18 protein-coding genes are annotated in these 17,180 nt (G+C 62.8%); 16 read left to right on the forward strand and 2 right to left on the reverse strand.

Annotated features, from left to right (window positions below; translation table 11 throughout):
- Positions 1-6: 6 nt before the first annotated feature.
- Complete coding sequence (locus tag AMA01_RS00865) at positions 7-2,802, reverse strand: transglycosylase domain-containing protein (RefSeq protein WP_067845868.1); 2,796 nt, start codon at positions 2,800-2,802, stop codon at positions 7-9.
- Between the two features lie 258 nt (positions 2,803-3,060).
- On the opposite strand from AMA01_RS00865, the gene tyrS reads away from it, so the two are divergent.
- The 16 genes from tyrS (at position 3,061) to yajC (ending at position 16,596) form a co-directional block, all read left to right on the forward strand.
- The gene (gene tyrS, locus AMA01_RS00870) at positions 3,061-4,302 is read left to right on the forward strand and encodes a tyrosine--tRNA ligase (protein WP_067845870.1); all 1,242 of its coding nucleotides are present in this window, start codon (positions 3,061-3,063) and stop codon (positions 4,300-4,302) included.
- 69 nt (positions 4,303-4,371) lie between these two features.
- Positions 4,372-5,079 (forward strand): sporulation protein YunB, encoded by a 708-nt coding sequence (locus AMA01_RS00875; protein WP_231862760.1) that lies wholly within the window; start codon positions 4,372-4,374, stop codon positions 5,077-5,079.
- A 54-nt stretch (positions 5,080-5,133) separates the two neighbouring features.
- On the forward strand, positions 5,134-5,919 hold the full coding sequence (locus AMA01_RS00880; protein ID WP_067845873.1) for a LysM peptidoglycan-binding domain-containing protein: 786 nt from the start codon (positions 5,134-5,136) through the stop codon (positions 5,917-5,919).
- The gene (locus AMA01_RS00885; protein WP_067846117.1) at positions 5,919-6,860 is read left to right on the forward strand and encodes an aminoglycoside phosphotransferase family protein; all 942 of its coding nucleotides are present in this window, start codon (positions 5,919-5,921) and stop codon (positions 6,858-6,860) included. Before AMA01_RS00880 ends, AMA01_RS00885 begins: the two co-directional genes overlap by 1 nt.
- 88 nt (positions 6,861-6,948) lie before the next feature.
- Positions 6,949-7,830, forward strand: coding sequence for a nitrilase-related carbon-nitrogen hydrolase (locus AMA01_RS00890; RefSeq protein ID WP_195868172.1), 882 nt, complete (start codon positions 6,949-6,951; stop codon positions 7,828-7,830).
- Positions 7,814-8,665 (forward strand): NAD+ synthase, encoded by an 852-nt coding sequence (locus tag AMA01_RS00895; RefSeq protein ID WP_067845879.1) that lies wholly within the window; start codon positions 7,814-7,816, stop codon positions 8,663-8,665. Before AMA01_RS00890 ends, AMA01_RS00895 begins: the two co-directional genes overlap by 17 nt.
- Positions 8,666-8,683: 18 nt before the next feature.
- Positions 8,684-9,427 (forward strand): YebC/PmpR family DNA-binding transcriptional regulator, encoded by a 744-nt coding sequence (locus tag AMA01_RS00900; RefSeq protein ID WP_067845882.1) that lies wholly within the window; start codon positions 8,684-8,686, stop codon positions 9,425-9,427.
- 70 nt (positions 9,428-9,497) lie between these two features.
- Positions 9,498-9,842 carry a hypothetical protein gene (locus tag AMA01_RS00905; protein ID WP_067845885.1) on the forward strand — a complete coding sequence of 115 codons (345 nt, stop codon included), beginning with the start codon at positions 9,498-9,500 and terminating at the stop codon, positions 9,840-9,842.
- 103 nt (positions 9,843-9,945) lie between these two features.
- The gene (gene ruvC / locus AMA01_RS00910) at positions 9,946-10,500 is read left to right on the forward strand and encodes a crossover junction endodeoxyribonuclease RuvC (RefSeq protein WP_082743842.1); all 555 of its coding nucleotides are present in this window, start codon (positions 9,946-9,948) and stop codon (positions 10,498-10,500) included.
- On the forward strand, positions 10,497-11,123 hold the full coding sequence (ruvA, locus tag AMA01_RS00915; RefSeq protein ID WP_067845891.1) for a Holliday junction branch migration protein RuvA: 627 nt from the start codon (positions 10,497-10,499) through the stop codon (positions 11,121-11,123). The genes ruvC and ruvA overlap by 4 nt, the downstream gene beginning before the upstream one ends.
- Positions 11,124-11,145: 22 nt before the next feature.
- Positions 11,146-12,144, forward strand: a complete 999-nt coding sequence (gene ruvB, locus AMA01_RS00920; protein ID WP_067845893.1) for a Holliday junction branch migration DNA helicase RuvB — start codon at positions 11,146-11,148, stop codon at positions 12,142-12,144.
- Positions 12,145-12,232: 88 nt separating this feature from the next.
- Positions 12,233-12,994 (forward strand): RNA polymerase sigma factor SigI, encoded by a 762-nt coding sequence (sigI, locus tag AMA01_RS00925; protein ID WP_067845896.1) that lies wholly within the window; start codon positions 12,233-12,235, stop codon positions 12,992-12,994.
- A gap of 4 nt (positions 12,995-12,998) precedes the next feature.
- Positions 12,999-13,862: an anti-sigma factor domain-containing protein gene (locus tag AMA01_RS00930; protein ID WP_067845899.1), complete on the forward strand. Its 864-nt coding sequence runs from the start codon at positions 12,999-13,001 to the stop codon at positions 13,860-13,862.
- Positions 13,863-13,992: 130 nt separating this feature from the next.
- Positions 13,993-15,060 (forward strand): tRNA preQ1(34) S-adenosylmethionine ribosyltransferase-isomerase QueA, encoded by a 1,068-nt coding sequence (gene queA, locus AMA01_RS00935; protein WP_067846120.1) that lies wholly within the window; start codon positions 13,993-13,995, stop codon positions 15,058-15,060.
- Positions 15,038-16,177: a tRNA guanosine(34) transglycosylase Tgt gene (gene tgt, locus AMA01_RS00940; RefSeq protein ID WP_067845902.1), complete on the forward strand. Its 1,140-nt coding sequence runs from the start codon at positions 15,038-15,040 to the stop codon at positions 16,175-16,177. The genes queA and tgt overlap by 23 nt, the downstream gene beginning before the upstream one ends.
- Entirely contained in the window at positions 16,174-16,596 is a 423-nt protein-coding gene (gene yajC / locus AMA01_RS00945) for a preprotein translocase subunit YajC (protein WP_231862761.1), read from the forward strand. The genes tgt and yajC overlap by 4 nt, the downstream gene beginning before the upstream one ends.
- Before the next feature lie 65 nt (positions 16,597-16,661).
- Here the strand turns inward: yajC and AMA01_RS00950 are convergent, their stop codons facing one another.
- The gene (locus AMA01_RS00950; protein ID WP_067845908.1) at positions 16,662-17,063 is read right to left on the reverse strand and encodes a TIGR04086 family membrane protein; all 402 of its coding nucleotides are present in this window, start codon (positions 17,061-17,063) and stop codon (positions 16,662-16,664) included.
- Positions 17,064-17,180 lie beyond the last annotated feature (117 nt).

A 17,180-nucleotide genomic window follows, 5' to 3' on the forward strand; every position in this document is an offset into this window, starting at 1 on the left:
GCCTTCTTACGGAAGGCCTTCGGCCAGTGATGAGTTGAGCTCGTCGGCAGCATTGGGCGTATTCGGCGCGTTGGATTCCGTCTCATTGCTGCCCGTCCCACCAGGCGGCAACAGCGGCACTGCGATAGCTCGCGACGGCATGGACAGTGACAGGTTCGAGGAAGCGATGACTTCGTAATACACCACCGATGTGCCTTGCGGCGGAGACGGGTCGACAAAACTGGTTGAGGTGCTCGTGCCGATCTTCCGGTAGGGCTTGTCCAACCCGGCCGCTCGGTAGACGATGTATTGCGACGCGCCCGGTACGCTGTTCCATCCGAGCCACACCTCCGCGCCGTCGTAGTAGCCAAAAAGGCCTGTCGGCGCTTGAAGCTGAGCAGGATTGGTCAGGTTCGGCGCGGTACCGGCATCAAGCGGTGCGCCGCCGCGCGGATCAAGCGCGGACGGCAGAAGATAAGGGGTGTCCGCGGTCAGGCCGTTTGGAATCTTGTGCTCCCAGTCGACAATCCGGGCTGTAGGCAGTTTGATAAACGTACCCACCTCGACGTCTGATGCTGGTGTGCGCGTGGTGGCGAGCACCTTTTTTCCGCCCACGATGGTGTACTTGGCCTGCACCGCGACGTCGTCGTAGGACGTGGGCTCGGTCCCCTGCACGAACGGATCTGTTTCGGTGCCCCCGAACGCTTTCGACAGTGGAGTCGGCAAAAGCCCACTCGTCGAGGACACTGTTCGGAAGACGATGCCCGGCGGCACCGGCCAAGGCGTCTTGGCGGGATGCGTGGCGAGAATGGGCGCCATGATGTCACTCCACAGCGTGAATTTCAGGTTGTAATTGGACGGATCGATGGGCTCATGGTTGTTATACCCCATCCAGATGCCGGCCGTGTAATCCTGCGTGTACCCAATGAACCATCCGTCGCCCAGCGAGTCTGTGGTGCCCGTCTTGCCGGAGATCCACTGGCCCGGGAAGCGCGCGCCGACGGCCGTCGCTGTGCCGCCGGGGTGGTAGACGACATCGTGCAGCATGTTGGTGATGATGTACGCCGTCTGCGGTGAGTACACCTGATGCGTGGCCGGATCGACCTGGTACAGGACGCGGCCCGATGCGTCCGTGATCTGGCGGATCAGGTAGCTTTGGTGCCAGACGCCCTGATTGGCAAAGGTGGAGTATGCGCTTGTCATCTGCAGCACCGTGACGCCGTTGTCCAGCCCGCCGATGGCGGCCGCCAGGTGATGTTCGTCGTCAGCGACGACGGTCGGCTGGCCGAGCCACGTCGTGGCACCCGGCCCGAGCCCCAGTTTGCTGAGGTAGGAGAACCCCACCTGCGGCGTGAGCACGGACAGCACGTCGATGGCGGGCACGTTCCGCGATTCGTACAGCGCGACGCGCGCCGTCATAAGGCCGGCGAAGTCGGGTTCGTCGTCATGGGGCTCGTACGGCGGCTGGTTTGCGGCGCCGGGAAAACGCGTGGGCGCGTCGTACATCTCGGACGCGGCTGTGATGAGCCCCGTGTCGATGGCTGGACCGTAGTCGAGGAGCGGCTTGATGGACGATCCTGGCTGACGCGGGATATCGGCGTGATCGATGGCGTCGCGGAGATAATCGCGCCCGCCGCCCACCGCAAGCACGGCGCCGGTATGATTGTCCACGATGGCAAAGCCCGCCTCATACAGATCCGTCGCGGTCTTCCCGTTTGGCAGCCGATAGGTTTTGTCCGTGCCCGCAAACAGCTGATTATTGCTCAGTACGCGCTCGACGTCCTGCTGCATCTGCAGGTCGATGGTTGTGTAGATCTTGAGTCCAGCCACCGGAAGCGCCGATTCGGCTTCCTGCGCGTTGTCGTAAACGCCAGCGCGCACGAGATCCTGGATGACGAGCGGCTTCACCTCATCCAGCAGCAGATACGGGTGCGCCGGCAGCCCCGTCATCGGCGGCGGTTTCAGCGTCTTCAGCACGTCCTCGCGATACGCCGCATCGTACGCCTGCTTGGAGATCATGTGATTGGCCAGCATCTGATCCAAGATGTAATGTTGCCGCATCAGGGCGTGCTGAGGGAACTGGTACGGCGAGAAATAGGACGGGTTGTTGGGCAGAGCCGCGAGCAGAGCGGCCTGCGCGAGAGACAGTTCGTTCGGCTCCTTTCCGAACAGGATCTCAGACGCCCGCTTGACTCCGTACACCGTATCCGTGCCCATGCGGCCCATGTAGACCCAATTCATGTAGTCCGTGAGGATCTCGTCTTTGCTGAGGACGTGCGAGACTTCGACCGCGAGTGCGATTTCCTGAATCTTGCGCTTCAGCGTGCGTTCCTGCTCTGGGAAGACGGCGAGCTTTACCGTCTGTTGCGTGATAGTGCTCGCGCCGGATTCGATGCGGTGGCCGAGCAAATCTTGAACGAATGCGCGGGCCATGGCCATCGGGTTGATGCCCATGTTGGTGAAAAACGTCTTGTCCTCGGCAGCGACGAACGCCTGCACGAGGTAGGGCGACACCTGATTCAGCGAGGCGATGGGCTGACGGTCGCCATCCCCGGCAAACTGGCCGATCACGCGACCCTGATCGTCGTACACCACGGAAGCCGCACTGTTATTGACAAACGTCGCGGCGTTCACCTTGGGCAGTCCGCGAAGCATGGACGCCACGTAGCCCACACCAAAGGCCACCCCAAACCCGCACGCGCTGCCCACGGCGAGCAGCACGCCTCGCGCCGTGTGGCGGAGCACCGGATGTTTGGGCTTGGAGCGCGGTTTGGCGGGAGGTTGGTCCGCGCGGCCCGTTGGACGGCGATTTTTGCCGTTCACACCCATCGCCCTCCTTTGTGGCACGATTATATCACACGACAAATTTGGACATCATGGGACGCATTTCGCGTTCGACACCGCCTTGTGCGAGGTGGTCGTACGGTTAGCATGCGCGCCGATAGACGCGCCATACTCCGCTTCTGTCGCGGTCTGCCGGTGAAAAACAGGTCGCGATATGCTATTGTGGGGACACTGAGTTTCAGCGCGGGCGCGCCGAAACGACACACCTCAGGAACGGACGTAGGAGGAGCGAATCAGGTGGCTGACGAGACCGTGTTGACTCCGGAACAGGAGGCGGAGGTGGACCGCCAACTGGCCATTATTCGGCGCGGGGCGGCCGAGATTGTCCCCGAAGACGAGTTGGTGGAAAAGGTGCGGGACTCGGTACGTACCGGCCGTCCGCTGCGCGTCAAGCTCGGGATTGATCCCACTTCATCCGACATACACTTGGGGCACACTGTGGTGCTGCACAAGCTGCGCCAGTTTCAGGACCTTGGTCATCAGGTGTTTCTCGTGATTGGCAGCTTTACCGGACAAATCGGAGATCCCACAGACAAGGCGGAGACGCGCAAACAGCTTTCCGCCGAAGAAGTGTCTGAGAACGCGAAGACGTATGTGGCCCAGCTGTACAAGATCCTCGATCCCGACAAGACACAGGTGGTCTACAACGGTGATTGGCTGGCGCCGCTTGATTTCGCTCAAGTCATTCGGCTCGCTTCGACCATCACGGTGGCGCGCATGCTTGAGCGTGAGGACTTTCAGAAGCGGTTTCAGGACAATCGCCCCATTCACGTCCACGAATTTTTCTATCCACTCATGCAGGCCTATGATTCCGTGCATCTGCGCGCGGACGTTGAACTTGGAGGCACGGATCAGAAGTTCAATCTGCTGATGGGCCGACATCTGCAGCGCGAGTTCGGCCAATCCATGCAGGTGGCGGTGATGTTGCCCTTGTTGGAAGGGCTGGACGGCGTCAACAAGATGTCGAAGAGCCTCGGCAACTACATCGGCGTCAACGAGGAGCCGAACAACATGTTCGGCAAACTGATGTCCGTACCGGACAGCCTGCTGTTCAAATACTTCGAGTTGCTGTCGCTCCGGCCGCAGGAGGAAATCGAGGCGATGCGACGAGAAGTCGAGGAAGGCCGGATGAACCCACGCGACGCCAAGATGCAGCTCGCTGAGGAACTTGTCGAGCGCTTTCTCGGGATGGAGGCAAGGCGCGAGGCCGTGGAACACTGGCGCACCGTCTTTCAAAAAGGCGGTTTGCCGGACGACATCCCTGAGCGCCGCGTGGCCGGTGAAGCGCAGTGGATCGTCAAGTGGCTCGTGGAACTTGGATTGGCCCAATCCAACAGCGATGCTCGGCGAGCCGTTCAGGAAGGGGCCGTTCGCGTCAATGGCAACAAGGTGACGGACACGGACTGGCACTATGGCCCCCAGGATGGAGACGTGCTGCAGCGCGGCAAGCGGCAGTTCGTTCGCCTGCGCATCGACTGACGTTGCATCCACATGGTGAAGCATTCGCCGTCCCACGCCCGCGTAGGTATGGACGAGGGGGTGACGGCGGTGCCGAAATCCTTTGTGCCTCGCCCTGGGCGCACCAGACGTGGCAGAGAAGCGCGCGCCCAGGGACGGCGCCAACCCGCGCGGCGATGGTTCGGCGTTTCCTTGTCGTGCTTTGCCGTGATCGGCTTTTTCATCGCGTGGCTCGAGTGGAGGCTCGCCCCCATGGTTCGCACGGCTTCGACTTCGCTCGCCACGCGCGTCGCGACAGAAGCCCTCAACGAGGCTATGGGCGAGGTTCTCTCGTCGTACCCAGATGGAAAGGCGCTGGTGGACATTCGCGTCGAGCGCGCGGTCAGCGGCCAAGCCTTCTCCATCGTGACGTTGGACATGGCGAAACTCGCGAAGCTTCAGAACGAGGCCATCCACGCGAGCGAAACTCGCCTCCACACCCTTCGGCGACAGACCCTCGAACTTCCAGTGCTGCAGGCGCTTTCGGGTTCCCTTCTCGCCGGTTACACGGCCACGCTTCCGGTGTCGTTTTCCCTCGTGGGCGCTGTCCACGCGCGTCTTGACGCGGACGTCGCGACCAAAGGCGTAAACCAGGTCGTGCACATCGTCTATCTCGAGTTGACCGCCGACGTCATGACGATGACGCCGCTTGTCCGATCGCCCGTGCATGTGACGGCGAGATCGCCCGTCGTGTATATCATCATGAGCGGTCCTGTGCCAAACGTCGTCTTTCCGGGCGGAACCGGTGCCACGTCGTAGGCTTGCGCATATACTGCTCTAGCTTCCGCGAAAGCCTAGGAGGTTGGAGCCAGGATGAAAAAGTACGTGGTCAAACCGGGGGAGTCGCTGTATCAGATCAGCCGCAAGACGGGCGTGCGCCTGCCCCTCATTCTCGCCGCGAATCCGCAGATCCAAAACGCCAACGATATCACGCCAGGCATGACGATTGTCATCCCTGAACTCGGAAAGGGCACCTCGTCCAAGCCAAAGTCGAAAAAGACGCAGTCCAAGTCGACCAAGACCGTGGCAAAGCCTTATTTCGGCTATGTGTGGCCGCATGCGGTGCAGCCCGGGGAGACTTGGGCAACCATCGCCGAGAGGTACAACGTCGCGGTGGACGATCTCGAGCATCTGAATCCGGCGCTCGCGGGACGGGCGTTGACACCGGGGCTTGTTGTGTATGTGCCGCTCGGCAATGAGCCGCAGATGCCTGCGGGCATGACCGAGGGTCATTCGGGTGCCTGGATGCCGTCGCCCGGCATGGCACCGTCGGCACCACAGCTTCCCGGAGATGGCGACGCGGGCGCCCTTTTTGGAGGTCAGGGCCATCAGGGCACGCTGCAGCAGCCTCCGGAGGTGATGCCCGATGAAGGCGTGGAACCGTGGACTCCGCACGCGGTGGAAGCGCCGGATTACGAGGAACCGGGCGATACGGATGGCCTTTCGGACATCTCGGGACAGGAGATGCCACCCGGCCTCGGGTACGACGGGGGCCCGCACATGCATCATCCTTACCGCAAGGTCGATCCACTGGTGCCCGAGACCGACGAAGAGGGATGGTCGAAGCCGTTCGTCGTGCGCGTGGGGAACGATAGGTGATGGACGCCGGTGAAATGGCCGATCTCGTCCGTCGAGCCTATGGCATTGTGCCGGATGCCATTGTCCAGAAGCGCACGGTCTGGGGCATTGTCGCCGGAGCGTCGCGGTATATCCTGAAGCGCGCGCGTCCCCAGGACTGTGAGGAGCGCCTTCGCGCGCTCGCCGACGTCCTCCGCCACTATCCAGGCGTCGGGGTGGCGGCCGCCATGCCGCTTGCGACACGCACCGGCACCATGCGGGCATCCGACGGGCGCGGCGGTTGGTTTTATCTTCAGCCGTGGCTGGAAGGTCGGCATGTCGACGTGCGCGACGAATCGGAGCGGCTCGCTGTCACCCGCGCGCTCGCGCGGGCTCAGCGCGCCGCGCCGCCGGGCGGTTTGGATAGCGCCCTGGCAGCCGCCACGCTTCGGGACAAGTGGAGAGCGAAGCTGCAGCTCCTCGAACGGCTGAAGGGAATGCCGGTCGAGGCCGAGATTGCCGATTCGCTGAATCGCATCGCCGCTCGCGCCCGCGCCGTGTACGCTTCCTACCTGGACGGGACGCGCCCGCTCGCCTTCTGTCACCGCGATCTCGCGCCCCACAACGTGCTCGTCGGACCGGGCGGAAGCGTGATGTTCATCGATTTCGATCACGCCGGTTACGACGATCCGTTCGCCGACCCCATTCAGTGGGTGAGCCACGTCGCGTATCTGGTTCCTCTCTGTCAGAGCGCGTATCGGCGGCTCTGGCTCACCTACGCGCAGGCGGCGGAGCTGGGCGATGAGGAGCTCGTGTCGCTCGTGAGGCTCGGCGCGTGGCCCGACATCGCCCTGCGCGCGCTGGCGGAGGCGTTTCGCGGGGGAGAACCTGAGCGCCGGGTGTGGCGGCTTCGCTATGCGGTGAGGCGCGAAGAGGAGCGAGCTCGCCTGCACGACGCCTGGCTGCGCGAGCTGGATGCCTGATACGCAGCCAATCCGCCGCCAGGCGCTTTCTTCCGTTTGCCCGGCGCACCATGTATACTGTTTGGGTACGAAGTCGACGGGTGGGGGAATGGACGTGGCTTGGTCGGCGTACCGCGTCGCCATTGCGCAGTTCGCGCCCAAACTGGGCGACGTGTCCGCGAATGTGAGCCAGCATCTGGAGTACGTGAACGAGGCGAGACAAGCCAACGCGCAGGTGATCGTATTTCCTGAATTAGGACTCACCGGCTACCAGACGCAGGATCTCACGCTCGAAGTGGCGCGCCATGTGAGTCACCCGGATATTCAGCGCCTCATCCAGGCGAGCCGGGTTGTGGATGTGCTGTTTTCCTTCGTGGAAGAAGCGGACGATTGTCGTTTCTTTGTGACCGCGGCCTACGCGTCCGGCGGCCGCCTCGTGCACCGGCACCGGAAGCTGTATCTTCCTACATACGGAATGTTCGACGAGCGACGCTACTTTGCGCCGGGCGATCGCGTCCGAACCTTCTCAGCGCAAGGCGGACAAGCCGGCGTTCTCATCTGCGAGGACGCTTGGCATCTCTCGAGTCCCTACCTTCTGGCTGTGCAGGGGGCGTCCGTGATTTACGTGCCAGCCTCCAGTCCTTGGCGCAACACCATGGCCGCCTCCGACTTCGGTTCGCACGCCTTCTGGCGGCAGCTGCTCCAGGTGTACGCGCAGCTGTGCGGATGCTTTTTCGTGTTCGCCAACCGGGTCGGTTACGAGGACGGCGTGCATTTTTACGGAGGCAGCGGGGTCATGGGGCCAGACGGCGAATGGGTGGCCGAGGGACCCGCGTCGGAGCGCGCGCTCGTCGTGGCTGATCTCGACTTTCACATGGTGCGCCGCGCGCGCTACACGACGCCGCTGATGCGAGATGAACGCGTTCGCCTGGTGCTTGACGAGATGCAGGAGGCTGTGCGCAGGAGGTCGACCGATGAAACCGGAGATTGAGGCGAGGCTTGCGTTGAATCCTTCGCTCGTCACCTCGGTATTGACAGGGTTTCTCCGCGACGAGGTGACGAAGGTGGGCTTCCAGAAGGCGTTGTTCGGCCTGTCCGGCGGCATTGATTCGGCGCTCACGGCGTTTCTCGCGGCCCGCGCACTCGGGCCGGACCGGGTGCACGCCGTCCTCATGCCGTACCGCACGAGCAGCCCGAACAGCCTCGCGGACGCGATGAAGGTGGTCGAGGCCCTCGGCATTGCGCACACGGTCATCGACATCACCGCGCCAGTGGACGCGTACTTTGCTCAGGTGGATCGCGCGCTCGGATACGAGGCGAACGCGCTCCGGCGCGGCAATCGCATGGCGCGGGAGCGCATGGTCACGCTGTACGATCTGTCTGCCGCCATGAACGCACTCGTGCTTGGCACGAGCAACAAGACGGAGCTCTTGCTCGGCTACGGCACGCAGTTCGGCGACATGGCGAGCGCGCTCAATCCCATCGGGGATTTGTACAAGTGTCAGGTTCGCCAGCTGGCTGCGCATCTCGGCGTGCCGAGGAGCATCCTCGAGAAAGCGCCGAGCGCGGATCTTTGGGCGGATCAGACCGACGAAAAGGAACTCGGCTTCTCGTACGACGAGGCGGACGAGATCCTCTACCAGTGGGTGGACCTCCGGATGTCGCCGGACGAGATCGTCAGCCGCGGCTATCCGGAGCGCCTGGTGCGGGCCATCGTCGATCGCGTCCGGCGCAATCAGTACAAGCGGCGCATGCCGATCATCGCCAAGCTGTCGGGGCGCACCATCGGCCTCGACTTTCGATATCTGCGCGATTGGGGAACTTGATGCTTGGAGTGAATGGACATGGCAGGACATTCGAAGTGGCACAATATTCAGCGGCGCAAGGGCAAGCAGGACGCCATTCGCGGGCAGCTGTTCACCAAGCTGTCCAAGGACATCTATCAAGCGGCGCGCGAGGGCGGAGGCAATCCTGAGACCAACTTCCGGCTGCGCGTCGCCATTGAGCGGGCGCGGGCGAACAACCTGCCCATGGAAAACATCCAACGGACGATTGCCAAAGCCACCGGGCAGCTTGAAGGCGTAACCTACGAGGAGCTGCTTTACGAAGGGTATGGCCCGCACGGGGTGGCCCTGTTGATCGAGATCCTCACGGACAACCGCAACCGAACGGCGGCGGAAGTCCGGCACCTGTTTCGCAAACACGGTGGGAACCTCGCTGAGTCGGGCGCGGTGGCGTGGATGTTTCAGCGGTTCGGCCAGATTGTCGTGCCCAAGGACAAGGTGGACGGGGATGACCTGATGATGGTGGCCCTGGAGGCAGGAGCCGAGGACGTGATGGAGCGATCCCGCACGTACGTCGTGAAGACGACGCCGGAGAACTTCCGCGCCGTTCGGGTGAGCCTCGAGGAACAAGGGCTCCCTTACGAAGAGGCATCCCTCACGTATGAAGCGTCGACGAAGATGGACCTGCCGGAGGATGCTCTGGAGCAGGTGTACGATCTCGTCGAGGCCCTCGAGTCGCTCGACGACGTGCAGACCGTGTACACGAATCTCGACACGGGTGATGAGGAGGAAGGCGACGAGTAGGTGCATATTTGTCTCGCACGTGCGCACGTTAACATCTGAACCTTCTCGGTGAGACGGGAGGCAGGTTCAGATGACAATGCGAAAGGGCGGCTTTCGCGGCGCGATCGCCATCTTGTCGGCCTGCGCCTGGCTGGCCTGGGGCGCACCGGCGGATGCGCGCGTGTCGGCGTCGGCGAGCACGGATTTCGGACCGCATCACCGCCTCCACCATCCGGCCCGACGCGTGATTCTCGTCAACGAGACGGACGCGGGCGGTTGTGTGCTCGAGCGGCGGCGGGTGGACGACGATGCGGTGGTGGCGTTCGCGGGATCGAGGCCCGCATGGCGACTTGACATTCCTCTCAGTTGCTACTTCCTCGCGCCCGTCTACTTGCGCGATCCCGGCGGGCGAATTCCGGGCGATCGCTCGGTGTAATTCAGCGGTCGCCCTTTTCTTCTCGTGCCCTTCTATTTTCCATATCTGTATAGGTAGGAGTTTCAGAGGCCTGTGGCGAATGTCAATATCGAGGGGGACGAACGTGGAGTCCTTGCGCATCCTTGGCGTGGATCCGGGCTTGGCCCGGCTGGGATACGGCATCCTTGAGCGAGGCTCGGGCGATTCGCTTTACCATGTGGCGCACGGCTGTATCGAGACGAGCGCGGATACGCCTTTGCCAGAAAGGCTTCGACATATCTTTCAACAGTTGACGGAGCTCTGCCGAACGTATCGACCCGGGGTCATGGTGGTGGAGGAACTGTTCTTCAGTCGCAATGCGACGACGGCCTTCACAGTTGGCCAGGCGCGCGGTGTGGCGCTCTTGGCGGGCGCGGAAGCGGGGCTCGCCGTGATGGAATACACGCCGATGCAAGTCAAACAGGCGGTCACGGGCTATGGGCGCGCGGACAAACGGCAGGTTCAAGAGATGGTGAGACTCCTTTTGCGGTTGACGAATGTGCCGAAGCCCGACGACGCGGCTGACGCGCTGGCGGTCGCCATCGCACATGCGCACACAGGGCGCATCGGCGAGCTGGAAGCAAGAATCACTGCGCACAAACGTACGGGCTGGGTATGGGAACGGGGGCGTTTTCAGTGATCGCATTCCTGCGGGGACGCGTGGCGTTTCTCGGCCCGGGCTATGTGGATCTCGACGTGCGAGATGTGGGCTACCGCGTGCACGTGTGCGACCGCACCCAGGCGGCGCTGAACCTCGGAGATTCCGCATTCTTGTATACACACCATCACGTGCGCGAGGACGGCTGGGCGCTGTACGGATTCGAGACCGTGGAGGAGCGGGCTCTGTTTGAACGCCTGGTGGCGGTCTCTGGCATTGGCCCCAAGCTGGCGCTTCAGGCCATCGGCGCCGCAGGCGTGGGCGAGATCGTCGCGGCCATCCTCGGGGAAGACGTGGATGGACTGAGCCGCCTGCCCGGCATCGGCCGCAAACTCGCCAGCCGTCTGATTGTGGAACTGCGGGAGAAGCTCGACGACTTGGCGCCCTCCGCGCTGCACGCTCCCCTGCGATCGTCTGATTCGGAGCGTTCGGCGGCGGACGACGCCGTGTCGGCGCTCATGGCCCTCGGTTACAGGCCTCGCGAAGCAGAAGAGGCGGTTGCCGCGGCCGGCAGAGGGCATGCATCCGTCGAGGACACCATCAAGGCGGCGCTCACATATCTGTATGCGCGCGATGCCAGAACCGAGCCGCTGTCGCAGCCGTAGCGAGGGATGAGGAGGTGGACGGATGGACGAGCGACTGATTTCTGCCGAGTGGATGCGCGAGGACGCGCAGTTGGACACCATTCGGCCCCGTTTTCTCGACGATTACATCGGCCAGCGGACGGTCGTGGAAAACCTCCGGATCTTCATCCAGGCGGCTAAAGAGCGCGGAGAGCCGCTGGATCACGTCCTGTTGTATGGCCCGCCCGGCCTCGGCAAGACGTCCCTCGCGATGATCATCGCGAACGAGCTCGGCGTCCAAATCCGCGTGACCTCCGGTCCGGCTATTGAGCGCGCCGGCGATCTCGCCGCCATCCTGACGAATCTGCAGCCGGGCGACGTGCTGTTCATCGACGAAATTCATCGGCTGTCGCCGAGCGTGGAAGAAGTCCTGTACCCGGCCATGGAGGACTTCGCAATCGATATCGTCATCGGCAAGGGCCCGAGCGCCCGCTCCGTGAGGCTCGACCTCCCCCCGTTCACGCTCATCGGCGCCACGACCAGGGCGGGGCTTCTGTCGCACCCCCTGCGAGATCGGTTCGGCGTGATGCTGCACCTGGATTACTACCCGGTTCGCGAACTCGCCGAGATCGTCAGGCGCAATGCGCGGATTCTACAGCTGGCCATCTCAGAGGACGGATGCGCTGAAATCGCGCGCCGAGCGCGGGGCACGCCGCGCATCGCGAATCGGCTGCTCAAGCGGGTGCGCGATATTGCGCAGGTCGCAGGCTGGCCGGAGATCGACGCGGCGAAGGCCGCCGAGGCGCTTGCGCAACTGCACGTCGATCCCCTGGGACTCGACGCCATCGACAAGCGGATCCTGGAGGCCGCGATGGACAAGTTCGGAGGAGGCCCTGTGGGGCTCGACACGCTTGCGGCCGCCGTGGGCGAGGAACCGTCGACGCTCGAGGACGTGTACGAACCGTACTTGTTGCAAATCGGCTTCTTGAAGCGCACGCCGCGCGGGCGCGTCGTGATGCCGTCTGCCTATCGCCACCTCGGGCGCGCCGTGCCGTCGCCTTGATGGCGGCACTGGACAGAAGCGCGGGGTGAAACTCGGGCACCCCCGAAAACGCCGGACCGATCACGAATTCATGAGGTGAGGTGGGAGCGTGGGCGTTCTCCCGTTTCGCGGAAGGTCGCTGGACGAACGAAACGAGTTGGCCCGCCTGCTCCAGAGCGCGAAAGCAGGAAATGCGCACGCGCGCAACGAGCTCATCGCTCTGTACATACCCTTTATTCTGCGTATTGCGTCGCAAACGGCCAAGCGGTACATCGACCCCCATGCGGACGACGAGTACAGCGTTTCGCTGGCGGCGTTCAACGAGGCCATCGATCGGTATCAGGACGAGCGCGCCGCTTCGTTTCTGACATTCGCCGAGACGGTCATCCGCCGGCGCCTCGTCGACTTCTTTCGCGCGCAGAGACAGCATCGCGCGCGACTGCGCCCGTGGAGCGAGTTTGACCAGGTGGACGACGAGGATCACGTCTCGAACTGGGTCGAGGTAGCGTCGTCCATCGCGGAACACAAGCGGCGCGAAGAGGCCACCATGAGGGCGTATGAGATCGAGGAGTATGCGCGTCGTCTGGAGGAGTTCGGGTTATCCTTCAGGGAGCTGGTCGAGCTATCGCCCAAGCACGAGGACGCGCGCAAAAACGCGCTCGTGTGCGCCCATGCCATCGCTTCCGATCCGGAGCTCGTGTCGTATGTGCGTCGCCGAAAGGCACTGCCCCTCAGACAGGTGGAGGAGCGGGTGTGCGTATCGCGCAAGACGCTCGAACGCCAGCGGAAGTACATCCTTGCCATGGTTCTCTTGCTGTCCGGTGACTTTCCCATGCTGAAGTCGTTTCTTCTCAGCGCGGAAGGGGATTGACGTCATGAGTGTGCGAGTCCGGGGTCGCGCCGTCGTGGTGGAGCTCCGGGGCGAGCGCGCCCTGGTGCTCACGGACGACGGGGCGTTTATGGAAATGGCCGCGAGGCCTAGTATGTCGGTCGGCGACGTGATCGACATCAGCGCTCGGCAGGTCCGCGGCGGTTGGATGCGCGCTTGGGTCAGGCGCCGCGTGGCGCTCGGAGCCGCCGCAGCCTGCGCCCTCTGCGCCGCGCTGGGGGGAGGCGCCCTCGCGGTGGCCGGCTGGGGTTCGCGCCCCCACGCGCTCGTCTCAGTCGACGCCAACGCCGAGTGGAGTCTCGCGGTTGACCGAAACATGCGCGTTGTCTCCGCAACCGCGTACAACGCGGTGGGTCAGGAAGTTCTTGCGCGCGTGCCTGTGAAGGGCGAGCCGCTCGCGCAAGCGGTGAGATCGCTCGTACGTGAGCTCGCCGCCGAGGGACAGATGCCGAGAAATGACAGCGTCGTGGTGGCCAGTACCTCATTGGACGGCGGTGACTCAGGTTCTCTGATGACTCAGGCTGTGGCGAGCGCCGTTCAGGGTGCCACACGAGGGGAAGGCAATGTCTACAGCATGGCGCTGTCGCCGAGCGTGTGGAACCAGGCGGTCGCGAACCATGTGGCACCCGCGCAGTACGCGAGCTATCTCCTCGCCCAAGAGGTGGGCGTGCGCGTGCATCTGAAGGATCTGTCGTCGGCGAACGTCCAGACCGTGGTCGCGCAGGCGCACGATCTCGACACGGCACTTCAAGGTCTGAACACCGGCAATTACGACGAAGTCGCGAGTATTGTGCAAGCGGCGTTGAATCAGTCTTTGAATTCGCGCAGCGAGCCTCGGTATAATGGGTGATGCTCGTTCGTCCTAACGACATCGCCCGCTGCCAACCGCGGCTCTGCATTCATGAGACGAAACGGGCTGCCCCGGTAAGCCGGGGCAGCTTTTTTGGCATGAACCACCTTGTGTTTCTGGAGGAATGTACATGCGCGTCGAAGATTTCGATTACGAACTTCCTGAACATCTGATTGCGCAAGAGCCGCTGCCTGAGCGCGACCAATCCCGGCTCCTCGTGGTCGACCCTGTGGATCGAGTGGTTCGGCATCGCATCTTTGCCGAGATCGAAGAGGAACTGAATCCGGGAGACGTCCTGGTGATGAACGACTCCCGCGTCCTACCGGCCCGGCTGTACGCCGTCAAACCCGACACGGGCGGCCAAGTCGAGCTGTTGCTCGTCCGCCCAGTGGACAATCAACCGAACACCTGGCAGTGTCTGGCCCGCCCGGCGAAGCGTCTTCGCGCAGGCCATCGGCTGGTCGTCGGCGAAGGCGGCGGACGCGTCGAGTTGGAGGTGGTGGGCGAGGAAGACGAGGGCATTCGTCTCGTGCGGTTCCACACGGATGAATCCGTGATCGACGTGGCGCATCGCTTGGGCGAGATGCCGCTGCCACCCTACATTCATGGAAAGCTGGAGGACCAGGAGCGGTACCAGACGGTCTATGCGAAGCGGCTGGGATCCGTTGCGGCGCCCACGGCGGGACTCCACTTCACGGAGCGACTGCTGGACAGGCTTCGGGGCAAGGGCGTGCAGTTGTGCCACGTCACCCTGCACGTGGGGATCGGCACCTTTCGGCCTGTGCAGGTAGAGAACGTGGAAGAACATCATATGCACAGCGAATGGTACGAAGTGAGTCCGGAGACGGCGGAGATGGTCAATCGGGCCAAGTCGGAAGGACGGCCGGTTATCGCAGTGGGTACCACGGCGCTTCGTACGATCGAAGCGGCGGGTCGGTCGGGCGCGCTGGAGGCGAGGCAGGGCGAGACGGACATCTTCATTTACCCGGGATTTGAGTTTCGCATCATGGACGGGCTCATCACGAACTTCCATCTGCCCAAGTCAACCCTGTTTATGCTGGTGTGCGCCATCATGGGAACGGATTACGCAAAGGCCGTGTATCGCGAGGCTGTGAAGCGCGAATATCGGTTCTTCAGCTTCGGCGACGCGATGTTCATCAAGAGGAGGGCGGACGTTGCCATTCCCCGTGAGGTATGAACTGCTTACGCGATGCTCCCGCACGGAGGCGCGGAGGGGGCGGTTGCACACGCCACATGGCGTGATCGACACACCGGTGTTTATGCCGGTTGGCACGCAGGCCACCGTCAAGACGATGGCGCCATGGGAGCTGGAGGAACTCGGCGCGGGAATCATTCTGGCGAACACGTATCACCTCCACCTTCGCCCGGGCGAAGACATCGTGCGGCGCGCCGGAGGGCTGCATGGATTCATGCAGTGGCAGGGCGCCATCCTTACGGACAGCGGTGGGTTTCAGGTGTTTAGCCTGGCGAGCCTGCGCAAGATCACGGACGAGGGCGTGCAGTTTCGTTCTCACATCGACGGCAGCCCGCGCTTCTTTTCGCCGGAGACGGTCATGGGAATTGAAAACGCGCTTGGCGCGGACATCATCATGCAGCTCGACGAGTGTCCGCCCTACGGTGCGTCGAGATCGTATCTCGAGACATCGCTTCGGCGCACCTTGGCCTGGGCGAAACGGTGCAAGGAGGCGCACGCGCGCCCGGAAGAGCAGGCGCTGTTTGGGATTGTGCAAGGGGGAGAGCACCTGGATCTCCGGCGGGAGGCTGTGGACGCGTTGGTGGAGCTTGATCTCCCCGGCTACGCGATTGGTGGGCTCAGCGTGGGAGAGCCAAAGCCGCTCATGTACGAGATTCTGGCACATATTGCGCCATGCTTGCCGGAGGGCAAGCCGAGGTACCTGATGGGCGTGGGCAGCCCGGACGACCTGTTTGAGGGCGTGGAGCGAGGCGTGGACATGTTTGACTGCGTACTCCCCACGCGCATCGCGCGCAATGGAACCGTGTTTACGTCGACCGGCAAGATGGTGATGAAGCACGCTCAGTACCGGGACGACTTTCTGCCGATGGACCCGTCGTGTTCGTGTCGGGTGTGCCGGACGTTTTCCCGGGCGTACATCAGGCACCTTCTGAAGGCAGAAGAAATTCTCGGCGTGCGGCTCACCACGTATCATAACGTGCACTTTTTGCTCAACCTGATGAAGGAAATCAGAAAGTCCATTGAAGAGGACAGGTTTTTGGCGTTCAAGCGCGAATTCTACGATAGGTACGGTTATACATCCGAGCGAGAGGACGTGTGAGTTTGAAGGGTAGCAGCAGCATTCTGTTTTTAATTCTCCTGATTGTGGTGTTTTACGTGCTCATCCTGTTGCCCCAGCGGCGCCAGCAGAAGAGCCGTGCCGAGATGATGAAGAAACTGGGCCCGGGTGCGCGCGTGATGACGGCCGCGGGACTGTACGGCGAGATCGTCCAGATGCAGGGCGATATTGCCCTTGTTCGAATCGCGGATGGCGTGGAAGTGGAGATGGACCAGCGAGCCATTGTGCGCGTCGTGGAGGAGGGCCCTGCGCTCGATCACGGCGAGGATGTTGAGGAAAGCGACGAGCCGCTGGACGACCACGTTGACCACGACGGAGAGCCGACGGACGAATTCCACGATGTTGGTTCTGAAGCGGAGCGCGAGTTCGAGGAACACCGCAAGGAGCACGGAGGGGCCTGATCGGCTCGGATGGGGAGGTCGTTCCCGTGGCTTCGCCACATCGGCCTCCCGCATTCCGCGGTGCGTCACGCGCGACGCCATGCGCCGCCCATCACGCCTCCAAACGCGCCGATGACCGACATGAGCAGGATACGAAAGAGCCCGCTTGCGTCAAAGGTAAACGTGTTGTCGACGAAGAGGCCGATGACAACCATGAGGACGGCGTATAGGAGGCCGGTGGCGCCTCCGTGAAACCATCCGTGCTCTCGTCCCTGGCGCGCGGCGGCGATGGCGCCGAACAGCACCGCCAGACAGTGGATGATGTACGCGGCCGCCGTGATACGCTCGGGGCTCCATTCGCCGTAGTGCGCCATCAGGAAAACCACAAGCGTGCCGCACAGCGCGATGCACAGGCTCCAGACGATGCCGTATACGACAGGGATAGCGCGTAGCACGTCGAATCGATGGTCTTCGTTCGATCTCGACACGGCGCATCACTCCTGGTACAAGTTTCTCTACAAGATATTCGGCGAGAACTGCAATTATGATCTTGTCCGATGAGATATGAACTGTTTATACTGGAAACTTGAAGAATTCGAACGGGC

The organism is Alicyclobacillus mali NBRC 102425, assembly GCF_001570745.1.
Taxonomy (GTDB): Bacteria; Bacillota; Bacilli; order Alicyclobacillales; family Alicyclobacillaceae; genus Alicyclobacillus; species Alicyclobacillus mali.

Bases quoted from the DNA above. Each gene is read 5' to 3' on its own strand.
- AMA01_RS00880 (WP_067845873.1), top strand. From the start codon at position 5,134: ATGAAAAAGTACGTGGTCAAACCGGGGGAGTCGCTGTATCAGATCAGC.
- AMA01_RS00885 (WP_067846117.1), top strand. From the start codon at position 5,919: ATGGACGCCGGTGAAATGGCCGATCTCGTCCGTCGAGCCTATGGCATT.
- AMA01_RS00890 (WP_195868172.1), top strand. From the start codon at position 6,949: ATGGACGTGGCTTGGTCGGCGTACCGCGTCGCCATTGCGCAGTTCGCG.
- AMA01_RS00895 (WP_067845879.1), top strand. From the start codon at position 7,814: ATGAAACCGGAGATTGAGGCGAGGCTTGCGTTGAATCCTTCGCTCGTC.
- AMA01_RS00900 (WP_067845882.1), top strand. From the start codon at position 8,684: ATGGCAGGACATTCGAAGTGGCACAATATTCAGCGGCGCAAGGGCAAG.
- AMA01_RS00905 (WP_067845885.1), top strand. From the start codon at position 9,498: ATGACAATGCGAAAGGGCGGCTTTCGCGGCGCGATCGCCATCTTGTCG.
- ruvB (WP_067845893.1), top strand. From the start codon at position 11,146: ATGGACGAGCGACTGATTTCTGCCGAGTGGATGCGCGAGGACGCGCAG.
- AMA01_RS00930 (WP_067845899.1), top strand. From the start codon at position 12,999: ATGAGTGTGCGAGTCCGGGGTCGCGCCGTCGTGGTGGAGCTCCGGGGC.
- queA (WP_067846120.1), top strand. From the start codon at position 13,993: ATGCGCGTCGAAGATTTCGATTACGAACTTCCTGAACATCTGATTGCG.